General features: G+C 47.4%; 11 protein-coding genes. 6 read left to right on the forward strand and 5 right to left on the reverse strand.

All coding sequences use genetic code 11. From position 1 onward, the window contains the following. The first annotated feature begins 242 nt into the window (after window positions 1-242). The 6 genes from L1D44_RS06850 to L1D44_RS06875 all read left to right on the forward strand — a co-directional run bounded on the left by L1D44_RS06850 (window position 243) and on the right by L1D44_RS06875 (window position 6,921). Window positions 243-1,349 (forward strand): HlyD family secretion protein, encoded by a 1,107-nt coding sequence (locus L1D44_RS06850; protein WP_239889452.1) that lies wholly within the window; start codon window positions 243-245, stop codon window positions 1,347-1,349. Beyond that, window positions 1,339-2,352, forward strand: coding sequence for a DUF2955 domain-containing protein (locus tag L1D44_RS06855; RefSeq protein WP_239889453.1), 1,014 nt, complete (start codon window positions 1,339-1,341; stop codon window positions 2,350-2,352). Before L1D44_RS06850 ends, L1D44_RS06855 begins: the two co-directional genes overlap by 11 nt. A gap of 200 nt (window positions 2,353-2,552) precedes the next feature. Then, complete coding sequence (locus tag L1D44_RS06860) at window positions 2,553-3,821, forward strand: amidohydrolase family protein (protein WP_239889454.1); 1,269 nt, start codon at window positions 2,553-2,555, stop codon at window positions 3,819-3,821. Between the two features lie 191 nt (window positions 3,822-4,012). Continuing rightward, window positions 4,013-5,455: a pyridoxal-dependent decarboxylase gene (locus L1D44_RS06865; protein WP_239889455.1), complete on the forward strand. Its 1,443-nt coding sequence runs from the start codon at window positions 4,013-4,015 to the stop codon at window positions 5,453-5,455. 37 nt (window positions 5,456-5,492) lie between these two features. Further along, window positions 5,493-5,930, forward strand: a complete 438-nt coding sequence (locus L1D44_RS06870) for a hypothetical protein (protein WP_239889456.1) — start codon at window positions 5,493-5,495, stop codon at window positions 5,928-5,930. A gap of 298 nt (window positions 5,931-6,228) precedes the next feature. Next, window positions 6,229-6,921 carry a TetR/AcrR family transcriptional regulator gene (locus L1D44_RS06875; RefSeq protein ID WP_239889507.1) on the forward strand — a complete coding sequence of 231 codons (693 nt, stop codon included), beginning with the start codon at window positions 6,229-6,231 and terminating at the stop codon, window positions 6,919-6,921. 75 nt (window positions 6,922-6,996) lie between these two features. On the opposite strand, the gene L1D44_RS06880 is transcribed toward L1D44_RS06875, so the two are convergent. From L1D44_RS06880 to L1D44_RS06900, 5 genes are read right to left on the reverse strand one after another with little or no spacing between them, the layout of a single operon-like run. After that, the gene (locus L1D44_RS06880) at window positions 6,997-7,362 is read right to left on the reverse strand and encodes a hypothetical protein (protein WP_239889457.1); all 366 of its coding nucleotides are present in this window, start codon (window positions 7,360-7,362) and stop codon (window positions 6,997-6,999) included. Next, the gene (locus L1D44_RS06885; RefSeq protein ID WP_239889458.1) at window positions 7,353-7,973 is read right to left on the reverse strand and encodes a molecular chaperone TorD family protein; all 621 of its coding nucleotides are present in this window, start codon (window positions 7,971-7,973) and stop codon (window positions 7,353-7,355) included. Before L1D44_RS06885 ends, L1D44_RS06880 begins: the two co-directional genes overlap by 10 nt. 48 nt (window positions 7,974-8,021) lie before the next feature. Beyond that, a complete protein-coding gene (locus L1D44_RS06890) occupies window positions 8,022-10,109 on the reverse strand; it encodes a hypothetical protein (RefSeq protein ID WP_239889459.1) in 2,088 nt (695 codons plus the stop codon). 1 nt (window position 10,110) lies between these two features. Beyond that, complete coding sequence (locus L1D44_RS06895) at window positions 10,111-10,728, reverse strand: DMSO/selenate family reductase complex B subunit (RefSeq protein WP_239889460.1); 618 nt, start codon at window positions 10,726-10,728, stop codon at window positions 10,111-10,113. A gap of 9 nt (window positions 10,729-10,737) precedes the next feature. Next, window positions 10,738-13,188 (reverse strand): molybdopterin-dependent oxidoreductase, encoded by a 2,451-nt coding sequence (locus L1D44_RS06900; RefSeq protein WP_239889461.1) that lies wholly within the window; start codon window positions 13,186-13,188, stop codon window positions 10,738-10,740. Window position 13,189 lies beyond the last annotated feature (1 nt).

Genomic DNA, 13,189 nt, shown 5'->3' on the forward strand with positions numbered 1-13,189 from the left:
GGTCATTCAAATTTATTCCAACTCTATTATATAGGGGCTCTATTCTTTGTTTCGATCTCTGTATATGCGTTTCTATTCACATGATGAGTAAGTTTCTCGTTGTCACCTAAAGGCAATTAATAGGCCTACCTATCGGGTATTTTTAAAGTCATAAATGTAGGTATTAACCATCAATTCGTGTTGTTCTGTTTAACAAGAGGTGGCCTACGGAATGTTTAGTACAGGGCTTTGGGGGAAACGATATGGCAGAGGGCGCAGCGGAGGAAGCAAAGGAGTTGGCTAAAAAGAAAGGCAAAAAAATAAGGAATATAACCAACTCAATCTTAGCATTGACTATAGTCTCGTTGGCGATATCGATTATTAGCGATCGAATTATTCCTACCACTGACAATGTTCGTGTTGAAGGCAGTATCGTCTCTTTGAATCCTCAGGTATCGGGTACGGTTTCCGATATAAAAGTGCAAGCAAATCGTGTTGTCGAGAAAGGGGATGTGTTGGTTCAGATCACGCCTACCGACTACCAAATCGCGGTAAAAAAGGCTGAGACCGAACTTAAATTAGCGGGGCAGAAGGTTGGCGCACAGATGGCGGATGTACTGTCTGCACAAGCTCAGCTAACCAACTCATTGATATCGCAAGAAAATGCAAGGCGTCAAGGTCAGCGAATTTTTGCGATGGTGGAAAAAGGCGTGGTTTCACAGTCCGATGCTGACAAAACCCACGCGATTCTAGATAAAGCCGATGCTGAGGTATTGAATGCGAAAGCTAACCTTGAAAGAGTGCAAACCCAGCTTGGCGCGACAGGTAATGATAACGCGCAAATTCAAGTGGCATTATTAGCGCTTCAGCAGGCGCAGCTAGATCTAGAGCGAACCAGTATTAGAGCCCCTTCTCGTGGTGCGGTCACAAATTTTACTTTGTCAGAAGGCGCTTATGCTTCAGCTGGTGCCCCATTGATGACCTTTGTTGCCAAGGATGGGTTATGGCTAGAAGCTTATTTTCGCGAGAACAGTCTTGGGAAGATCCGCCCCGGCGACAAAGTCGAGCTGACGCTAGACTATAACCCCGGCAAAGTTTATGAGGGGACGGTTAGCTCCATTGACTTAGGGGTGTCATGGAGAGCGAATAATCAACCGGGCTCCTTGGCTACCGTTAAGAATCAAACTGGCTGGCTGCGTGATTCACAGCGTATGCCTGTGTCTATTCGTATTGAAAATGAAGAGGCAATGCAGGCGATGCGCATTGGTGGACAGGCTGATGTGATTGTTTATACGGGAGACAATCCCCTATTTAACTTGCTAGGTGAGTTCTGGATCCGCTTAGTGAGTGGCTTCTCATATGTTCGATAACTTAAATAGCATAGCTGATATAGATAAGGCGCAAGAGAGGCGGATCCTTCGCTATATATCGGCAGTGGGTAGCGCAACTTTTCTCGCGGTGCTGTTTAATTGGCCTTTGGCATTTTGCGCCCCCTTATTAACCGCTAAATTCATCGTTGATAAGCCTCAGTTCCATATCTTGCATGTTAAGCAGCTTGGTTTTGCTTTGGTGTCGACGGCGGGGATCGGCTTTTTATTGTCGACCGGTTTGCCTGAATATAAATTTGCCTTTTTAACGCTTTTTGCGGGTCTTTTGTTGTGGGGATATTACCTTTTCACCGATCCTAAGTGGGTCATGTTTGCGACGTTTTTAATTATTGAACTGATCCTTTTACCCTCAGTGACCATCATCGATCAGCAAGCGGCTGTGGATGTCGGTATGGGGTTTGCTTTTTCAGGTATTGTGGCGGTTTCTCTGTATGCGATCTCGCATGTCTATTTTCCGGAAGAGGCTGACGATGAGTTTAAAGGCTTCCCCCCTTCACCGCTCCCTAAGCACGTCAGGTGGGCGGCAGCGGTTAGAGCCTTGATGATTTCATTTCCCTTGGTTTGCGTTTATTTTTACTTCCAGTTGTCACAAGTCTTACTCTCGGTTGCTTTCATCTTGTTGCTTTCGTTTATGACGACGAGCGAAAAAGCGGGTAAGACATCCATTTTCTATATTTTGAGTAACCTGCTGGGGGGCGCAGTGGCCTTTGTCGCTTTTTTGGTTATGTCATTTTCGCCGAATATCTATATCTACCTCCTGGTGATGTTATTGGTGGTGACGCTATTTGGCAGGGTGATCTACCTTAACCCTCAGAAAGCCCCTATTTTTGCAACGGCATTTACTGGCTTTTCAGTGTTGATGGGAACATCGATGAGTACAGGGGCTCTCGATGACAAGTTTTTTGTGCGCATCTTTCAACTGCTTCTTGTCACCATTTATTTGGTTTTTATGGCTTATTTTATTGAAGGGCGAGAAGCCAAATAGACACATCATTAAGTCGTTTTAGCATTATCACAAGCAAGGGCTGTAACAGGTTCTTGCTTTTTTTTGGACAATATTTCCTCAAGTAGGTTGGTTTTTGGTGTGTCACTAAATGGCCATTTATTTGAGGGCGCTGTTGTTAAGATTTGTTCATCAGTTAGATGAAACCATTTTAGTGAAGCAATGCTACCGAGGAATCAACGATGAAAAAACTCATTATCAACGCTAATGTTTTTAACGGCACAGACAACCAACTCTTAGAGAATGTTGCAGTGCTGATTGAAGATAACTTGATCAGTAAAATTAGTCGCCAAGATGACATTGATTTGTCGATTGCCGATGAGGTGATTGACGCTAAAGGCGGCACCGTGATGCCAGGTTTAATGGATGCACACGTACATATTACCTTGTCGGCTCCTTTCAATGTCATCGACACCATGACCCGTGAAGAGGTGGCGATTCGTTCTGCGCGTATTTCTGAAGAGATGTTGATGCGCGGCTTTACTACCATTCGCGATGTCGCCGGTAACACCCTCGGCCTTAAAAACAGCATCGACAAAGGTTACGCCAAGGGGCCACGCATTCTGCCATCGATGGCAGCGGTTTCTCAAACCAGTGGTCACTCGGACTATCGTCAAAATCAAGCGCAGGAGCGGATCGGTCAGCATGAAGACTCGCCTATGATGAAGCTTGGCGCAATGAAGGTCGCAGACGGCAGATCAGAAGTATTAAAAGCTGTGCGTGAGCAGCTGTTTATGGGCGCATCGCAAATTAAGATCATGGCCGGCGGCGGAGCATCATCCACCTTTGACCCACTCGATACGCTGCAATTTACGCTTGATGAGATGAAAGCGGCCGTCGAGGCGGCAACGGATTATGGCACTTATGTTGCGGCGCATATCCATACCGCAGATGCAATGCGCCGAGCCGCAGAGGCGGGAGTGATGTCGTTTGAACATGCCACCATTATGGATGACGACATTGCCCAAACCATTAAAGATAAAGGTATTTGGGTGATACCATCCTACTTTACCTCATCACTGATTGCAGAGCGTAAGATCCCGCTACCTAACGAAGAGACCTATCGTAAAACTGAGCGCGTAGGTAAGGCGATGCTCAAATCTGCCGAACTGATTAAGAAATATCAGATCGACAATATCGCATTTGGTACCGACTGCGTCGGCGAAGCCAGCGTACACGCCACTCAGCTTAATGAACTAGGTGCGATTGAGCAGACCTTTGACACGATAACGGCTTTGCGTATGGTGACCTCAAACTGTGGACGCTTATTCGAGATGTCGACCTATCAGCATCCGTACCAACAAGGAGTGTTAGGTCGAGTTATTGAAGGCGCCTATGCTGACCTACTGATCATCGAGGGCAACCCGCTTGAAGGTGTCGCCTGCGTTGCCGATACCAACAAGCAAAAGGTGATTATGAAAGACGGCATCATCTACAAAAACACCCTGTAATCGCGACTGCAATTGCAGCATAACGGCCTAATAACGGCGCTTAGTTGATATAACTAGGCGCCGTTTTGCTATCTGCGATATGGCAGCTTGTCGTAAGCGCTGGGCTTTTGTTTTTCCTGTCACCAAATGGCCATTTTTGAAAAATATCGCTGGTATATTAGACGGACATTCCTACTTGAAGAGTATTAAATATGTCACATCATTTTAAAGATTACCGCGGTTCACTAGAGCGTTCTTTAGATCACGCAGTCTCGTATCTTGAGTCGCTAGATGAACGCCCTGTTGCCCAAGAGATCACATCGCAACAGTTGCGACAATTGATTGCTGGTGAAATGCCACAGCAAGCCACAGCGCCAGAGCAGGTGATCGATGAAATGGCATATGCGCTCGATGCGGGTTTGGTCGCGTCGGGTGGGCCACGATTCTTCGGTTATGCCATCGGCGGTACTTTCCCTGCGGCATTAGCAGCAGACTGGCTAGTTAGCGCATGGGATCAAAATGTGCCGTACTACGTGTCTAGCCCTGCAATGGCGGTAGCGGAAGAAACAGCAGCCGAATGGATGGTTGAACTGCTGGGCTTAACCAAGGGTTCTGCGGTTGGCTTTACCTCAGGCGCTCAAGAAGCGATTTATACCTCGCTAATCACCGCGCGTAATTCGCTGCTAGAAAATGCTGGCTGGGATGTGGCGACTAAAGGTCTATATGGTGCGCCGCAGGTGAATGTGGTCGTGAGTGACCAAATTCACTCAACCATCAAACGCGCGCTTTCGATGATAGGTCTGGGAATTGAAACCATAGTAAAAGTGCCGACGGACGATAATCTTCGTCTTATTCCAGAGGAGCTTGCGCGGGTGTTAGCCGATATAAGCGGGCCAACATTGGTTTGTGCTCAAGCGGGTTGTATCGACTCGGGGGCATTCGACCCATTCGACGAGATAGCTGATGCGGTGGCAGCGCATGGTAACGCTTGGCTACATGTGGATGGCGCAATCGGCTTGTGGGCGGCAGCGAGTGATAAGCAAAAGCATCTGTTGAAAGGTATTGAGCGAGCCGACTCCATCGATACCGATGGCCATAAGTGGTTCAACATGCCTTATGACTGCGGCATGGTGATAGTGAAAGACCCAGCCAAAATCACCTCCGCAATGGGCGGCGGCAATATGGGCGATTACCTAAATGATGCCATGGAGAAGCCGGATCGTAATGCAATTAACTTCGGCATTGCCGCATCGAGGCGTGCCCGTGGTCTGCCTGTCTACGCCGCGTTTAAGTCGCTTGGCAAGCAAGGCATTGTTGACCATTTAGATAACTGCTGCGCATTAGCCAAACGCATGGCTGATATTTTGCGGGAAGTGGACGGCATTACCATTCTTAATGATGTGGTGTCGAATCGATTCTCAGCGCAATTTGGTTCAGGTGATGTGGAATATCGCAACGAGCTTACCGCGCGCGTGGTACATAGGCTGCAGCAAGAGGGATACCTTTATCCTTCAACATCAGGCTACAAAGGCCTTAAGACCATGCTGTTTTCAGTGCTGAATTATCATACATCGATAGAGGATATCGATATTTCAGCAAACAAGATCATTGAAGCGTTTAACATCGAAAAAGCGTTACTGCCTCAGCCGGTTTAACGTAATGAATTCAAAGAGCAAAGAGAGTGGAGGAAGTATGACTCAGCAACGATTTGTAGGTTATAGCCTAGCCGTATTGGTTTATTTAACTGTACTCAATTTCTTTAATGAGTATTGGCACTGGGTTTCTATCGAGTCCTTTAGCATTTCACTAGTTGCAGCACTGCTTTTGCTGACGCTACTTAAGCTGTCGATTAAAACCGAGCATAAAGTAGCCGCCTTTTTTAAGGCTAAACCCGGCAGGGCTGCAAAAGTATATCGAGGCATTAGCACCTACATAATCTTGGTGGGTAGCAAGTTTATGATCCTTGAAGCGATAAATGTGATGTTTGGCGAAAAGGTCTCATTTAGCGGGCCGTTCAATGGTGTCGTCGCTTTCTTTGCCGTTGTGTTTACTATTCTCATTGCAGAGTTTGTAGTAGGTAAAATATATACAGGCTTGAATGACACCAATAAGCTGCAAGTCGCATGCTGATCGGTTAATTTATCAATAGCAAACCGCCTCAATAGGCGGTTTTGTGTTATCTGTAATCGAGCCACTTTCAACATAGAGGGGTTATCGCAAGTTGAGAACACTGGTCCGAAGTTATATGCCTGTTGTTTTTAGTTTGATAAGTCACTCTGCCGTAGCTTTCGCTTCCGTATCTTGGGTAACTATTGAGCGGGTATTTGTTGATATAGAAGATCCTGGTCACTATTTACATCCACTAAACAGTTAGACAGAGTATGTTTTGATAGATTAGTAAGATTGAAAACTAAGGGCAATACAGTTGATGATAAGACAGGCTAGAGAGGCAAAACTGCTCGATATTGCAAGAGAGCTGATTCTTGAGCACGGCATGGTATCGTTTAAGTTCACCGATATCACTAAACGAGCGGAAGTATCTCGAGCCACGCTGTATAAGTATTTCTCAGGCAAAGAAGATGTATTGGTGAGTCTGTTTGTTCATGATGCCGGTATTACTAAGCAAATGTTATTGGATATTCAGCTTGATTCTACGCTCAATAACCGAGAGAAAATTTTACTCAGTTTGCTGGCTCCTGTTGCAAGCTCAATGGAAACGTTAAATCGTTCCGGCACCTTATTGTTAAGTGCCAATCCCGGGATTTTTATGTATGCGAGCGATAAACAGCAGGCTCGGCTAGAGCAGATCGTCTCCGAAATAAGGAAAATCACCCTCGAGTTCTGGCTAGCTCCCTTTAAACTGGGGCAAATGGGCGTTGCGCAAGAGCAGTTAGAGGAGGTGATGGCATTGACCTTCCCTTATCAAAGGGGATGCATTGTCATCCCTCAAAGTGTGATGACCGTTGGTAAGCATATTCATTATCCTTTAAGAAAAGTATTTGAGAATTTGTTGAAATCGACAGAGGCATTGAATTGGTGTGAGGAACACGCAAATGTTGATTATGAGAAAGTCTTAATTGGCATTGGTCGACATAAGAAAGAGGGCATGATTGCCTGTTAGGTAGTAGGCCTTGCCCTGAGTGGGCGGCCTGTTTTGCTTCATTACACAGAGCCGTCCTGGTTAGGCGCTATGTTGTCATATCATGCTGGTACTTTTACTTTGCGGGATTGATTCAATCAGTGGCTGCAGCAAAGGGCACCTTGCACTAGCTTGCTTAACAACATAAACCACAATGTTTTGTACATCGTTTCTTTCACTGTTTAAGGTGCACATCGCGCTGCCCATGCAGACATGGATAAAAGGCTCGATTTCGACATCCGCACGATAGGCCTCATCGATATAGTCTCGAGCAGATGAGGCGATGTAATTGCTTACGGTTTCGCTAGATACTTGAGCAAATACTCTTGGGTGTATATCAAGAGAAGCGTTTATGTAGGTCTCAATCCAACTGGCAACCTTGGCAATTTTATATTGTAGCTTTAAGGAACCGATTACCCCCATAGCGTACGCTCTTGCACTATGACGCCATTAGACTCAACTAATACATCTAGGTAATCTTTAAGTAATAATCCCCACCCTAAGTAGAAGTTAGTTTTAGCGTGCTCAATCGTTAGCTCTGCCACTCGATATGCCCATGGTGCTAAGTGCTCAGCAACGACGGCTTGCAACTCAAAAGTCTTGTTTTGTTTAATGGTATATTCCACTAGTTGTAGAACCAGTGATAAGTGGTCGATAGGTTGGTTATCACCGTCTACGGTATTGATTTTTATGCCTAAGCTATCGATAAGTTGTTGTAGTTTTTGCGTACTCGGCCCACACAGCAGGTTATCTTCACTCAAGTAGTATGAGCCCCATAATGGCACCTTCATTTTCCCAGGGCCGATAAAAAGCTGATTAAAATCGAGTCGTAGTTCAGGTAACTGCTCACTGCTATATTGCTTCATGTAGTTGCTTATAAGTGCAACACCTTCGCTACGGGTTTTACTTTCAGTCAGTAATGGATAGCACAGGTTGAAGTCATGTTCTTGATACATCTCCAGCATCTTATCGCTAGGATCATGATACATGTTGGCCGCTAAGATTGGGGTTATTTCAGCTAATGCGTTATTCATATTTACTCCAGGATAAAAGGCGGCCAAGTGGCCGCCTTGAAGAGATATCTACTTATCTAAGCTAGGCTCGTATTGGTAGAACTCAAGACCAGAAGTAGGGCCCACGTTACACCAAGTTGATGTACCAAAGTACAGCTTATCGTCGATATCGACGACGTTACGGACACCGTTAGAGCACTGGTTACCGAAACCGTTAGTGGTTAGCTTACGTGCTTTACCGTCAGCTTCGATGATTGCTAGATCGCCACCTGGAATAAACTCATCGGCTAGACCGTTCGCTTCCATCTCATTTTTTGTGTAATCGTACATCCACATGGCTGGGTTGTTAGCCATTTGGTTCTTCCACTCACGGTTCTGGAATACGATACCGTCGAATAACATGTACTCACCTGCATAGGCATTGAACAGTAGATCATGAAGACCTGAGAATGCATCGAAGAAGCCCCAGAATAACTTGCCGTCTTTGGCTATCGAGGTCCAAGAGTAAACGTTCCCCGGGTTGCCCATGCCAGCCTCGCCATGGGTAGGCTTCTTACCGAGCAAGTTTGGTGTCGCTTTCCAGCCGTTACCATCGTTAACCTGCATGGTCTCGTAACCGTATAGCAGCTCTACCTTAGAGGTGTCACCATCGCTTACCGCATCGATATTGTTAAGATTAATACGGAAGATCGAAGTCGCGCGCCATTCGTTGATCATAAACTCTTTGTGATTGATCTCTTTATTGGCATCAATGACTGAGTAATCATGTGGATCAAGACCTGTTAACTCGGTAAATAGCTCCGGATCGGCCTTAGCAAAGTGCTTATAAGCCGCATCAGTGCCTTGATGGTAAGTACCGAAGTACATGTAGCCATCGTTTATCGCACTGGTTCCCCATTTGGCACCCCAGCGACCTTTAGTATCTGGGTCGTATTGATCCATACCGAAGACTTCGCGGAATGTTAATTGGTTCTCTACCGTGTAACCTGCTGTAGGGATAGGATCAGAGATTAGAATGACAGACTCTTTGTACTTATCGTTACGTACACCCTCTTTGTAGACAAAAGGATGCGCAGAAGCCGACATGATCAGACGCTCAGTACCATCGCTGTGGGTGAATTGACGCCAGTCACCAACCATACCGTACTGGACGCCATCGGCTGTCTCTTCATTATCAAGTTGAGTCGAGACCTTACTCCAGCCTGTGGTAGTGAGTGGGTCTGTACCTTCGATATTACCACCGGCAAACGGATCATCTTGTGTACCTACCCAGCGAAGTAGTTGAGTTGGACCGTCACCCGCTTGAGTCATCCCCGTCTCAGCACCAACAAGAGTGTAAAAGCCAGTCGTGCCGTCAGGATGCTCTAAGGTGCGGAAGCGACGCGTAGTGTCACCGACAATATCACGGTAGCCGATGAATGAGCGCTCCTTAGCATTGAATACGAATAGACGTAGACGCCCCTGATCGCTAGTCGTCTTCCAATGTCCGGCAACAAATACTAGGTCGCCAACAGTACCTGCGGCACGGAAACCATAGGTATTATTGATTGGCTTGAATGCTTCGGTGAACTGAGGGCCGCCAGATGTCAGCATGCTCTCATGAATTACCTCTTTTTCGCCAGTGCGGAAGTTGTAGATGAAGATCTGTGATGGTGTGCCAGTCGTACCCGGTACTGAGCAACCAGTCGTCTCACTTTCAAAAGTGGTCAGCTCAATTGGCATTGCGATATTTTGGTATGGCCACACACACCAACCGTTAGAGATGGTGCCCATCCATAACTCTTCACCATTTTCAGCGCTGTCATAGACAGTCGTGCCCCATGGGTAAGAAGCGTTACGCATCTCTTTGTATCCCGCAGGCATAGTATTTTCCCAGTCACGCAGAGGGTCGTACTCGTTAGTCGGGCTGGTGGCGCTGTAGAATGCACCGTCTACAATAGTGCGACCTGCATGTACAAATGGGCCATCTACTGCTGGTGGATCAGCTGGGTCGGTTGGATCTGTCGGATCGCCCGGCTCTGTTACTGGGCATTCATCAGGGCTTGAGACCTCAGAGCCGTTTTCGCAGACATATATTGTTTCTGAGTCGTCATCAGAACAGCCAGTAACCATAGCACCTGCAAGCAGGATAGCGACAAGAGAAAGTTTAGTATTCATGTTATACCTCGTTTGGATTTACTACAGAACCGGCACCTGAACCTACAGGTTGGCCGTCTGGATGAACTCTAATAATTAGGTTTGGTTTGGTAATGCTTGCTGCCGGTAGCGGGGCTATTTCGGCCGTTTCACCGTATTTGGCGCGCAAATCATCGATGGGACCAAAGTCCAGTGCACGATGGATGCAGCTATCGACACACATGGGTCGCTTACCAGCGTTGAGACGGTCGATACAGCCGTCACATTTGGTCATCTTGCCTCGCTCTGTATCAAGCTGCGGTGCATCATAAGGGCAGGCCTGAGCGCAAGATGAGCAGCCGATACAGATGTCGTCATGCACTAACACCAAGCCGTCTTCGATGCGCTTATGCATGGCACCCGTCGGGCAAGCTTTAGTACAAGCCGGAGTATCACAGTGGTTACACGATATTGACGTGTAGTAGGCAAAGACGGATTGGGAGAACACGCCATTACCATTGTCGGTGCAGCTTCCGCCTGCATACTCATATACGCGGCGAAAGTTACGTCCTACATTCAGGTCATTCTTATCTTTACAGGAAACCATACAGGCCTTGCAGCCTGAGCAGATTGCTGTATCAACATAGAATCCTAATTGCATATTTTGCTCCTATGCCGAGTAGACTTTGACTCGGTTAGTATTAGAACGGAATGATTTAGCAACCGGGCTTGGCTTACTATCGGTTAAGGTATTTGCACAGCCACCCACATCGATATCACCCTTCATTCGGCGCCACTGCCCCTGAGGCATTGCCACTACGCCAGGCACAATGCGAGGGGTCACGCGGACGGTGATTTCAAGCTTGCCTCTGCGGCTCTCAACGATGACCTTTTGACCGTTGAGAACGCCAATGGAGCCTGCGTCTACGGGGTTTAGCCATAGGTGATGCTCTAGAACCTCATTGAGCCATGGGGTACTGGCATGAATACTGTGGGCACTGTGTTTACCGTGATAGTTAATGCACTGCAGTGGATACTCAGAAGCGGTTGCATCTTCGTATGACTCATCACAGGCAAAGTACACGGGGAGTGGATTGATCTCGTCGCTGCCTTCGGCTTGGGATTGTTTACTCTCAAAATATTGCGAGTAGATCTCGACCTTGCCGCTGGGTGTACCTAGTGGGTTGGTCGCCGGGTCGCTGATGAAGTCACGAATTTTCCCCACGTTTGGGTGTTCAGGCGCTTGTTGGCGCTGTGGGCCGAAACTGACAAACTCCTCAAAGGTGTCGCCTTGGATCCAAGGGTTACTCTTCTTAAATTCCGAGTAAACTTTGCGTACTTGATCTAAATAGGTCATGCCGCCATTGGTGAACTTACTGCCTATACCGAGTTTATCGGCGATCATATGACAGATATCGTAGGCCGGTTTGCATTCAAACATCGGCTCGATTGAAGGTGTGATGCCGTATGCATACATTAAAGAGCCACAATCCATCTTGTTGTAGCTTTGGATGACATCGTACATCTCAAGCCAGCTGACTTCTGGCAGGATGATATCGGCGTACTTAGCCGATGCAGTCATATGCTGTTCAACCACAACCACGTAATCGACTAAGCTTTCGTCGTTAAGTAGACGGTCGGCTCGGTTAATATCGCCGTTCTGGTTTGCCAGCATATTAGAAGATGCTAACCACAAGAAGCGCACGTTAGTATCTAGTGGCTTATCGGCTGCCATAAGTTCAGGATCTGAGTAGCGAACGTCATGGGTGCTTGGCTTCATCTGAGTACCAAACTCGATGGCATCGAGGTGCGATGCTGCAGGAATCGTCACGTCCATGATTTTCATGTTCATCAGATCTTTCAGCGTATCTGCTGGCATCATGGCGTAATGAGACAAGCCACCATTGCCTGGCGTACCGCCGTGGTTCATGCCAGCGCCGGAGATCTTACCGACCAGCAGTGGCAACATCATCACTGCGCGCGCATTATTCTCGCCGTTACCCTGGCGTTGAGGACCAAAACCTTGGGTGACAAATGGTGCTGCAGCCGTACCAATCGCCTGTGCTATTTCACGGATCTTCTCTGCCGGAATACCACAGATGGCTTCGGCGCGTTCGGGCGTTTTAGCAATGCCATCGGTGATACCAGTGATGTATTCCACGTACTTATCGTGGCCATAGGTGTACGTCTCAAGGAAGGGGATATCAGCGTATCCATCTTCTATTAGTACGTTTGCGATTGCCTCACACAATGCTGCATCAGTACCGGGGCGGATAGGTACCCACTCGTCAGTCGCTGTTACTGCTGTATCGGTGAATCTTGGATCGATATAGTAGGTCTTGAAGTTGTTTTTCTGCTTAACATTTAGATACTCATAACCAGAGCCTGCGCCGCCAAGGCGAGCCTCCATAGGGTTATAGCCAAAACAGACCATCAGATCGCTGCTTTCTAGGCTGCGCAAGCTAGAGCCAGTATTCCAAAAGCCAACGGTATCGCCAGCGTTAGAGGCAAGGTAGCCATACATGCCTGCAGACCCTTCACGATACTGTGATGCCGAGTAATCGTTATGGAAGAACAGGCATCCACCCGCTATATTCAGCAGACGTACACTCGATTGGGTTACGCCTGTGTTTAGGTCGTGAGAGCCACCACCAAGCGGCATGAAGATGGCATTTTTACCATATTGTGCGTAAGTCTTTTGTAGCGCCTCGGCAACACTGGTTACGGCCTCTTCCCAGCTGATGCGAACGAACTCATCAGAGCCACGGCGTCCTACACGTTTCATTGGATACTTGAGGCGATCATGGTTGTAGACTTTCTGACGCATAGAGCGTCCGCGCGGACAAGGACGGATCTCATGATCGAAGCTGTTCCAATCATCAGTTCTTTTGCCTTCGGTTTCGATGCGTGTGATCACGCCATCTTTACTGTGCACCTTTAAAGGACATGCTTGCCAGCAGTTGCTGGCGCATGTTCCCCATGTTGTACCTTCTCCAGCGGGAGGCAGCACGGGATCATTAGGGGGCAGCAGAGGATCGCTAGCACTGCTGCTGTCACAGCCGGTAACAGTGGCTACCGCAGTTGCAGCTGCGGTGAATTTAAGAAACGTACGACGTTCCATA

This window comes from Shewanella sp. Isolate13, from assembly GCF_022398325.1.
Classification (GTDB): domain Bacteria; phylum Pseudomonadota; class Gammaproteobacteria; order Enterobacterales; family Shewanellaceae; genus Shewanella.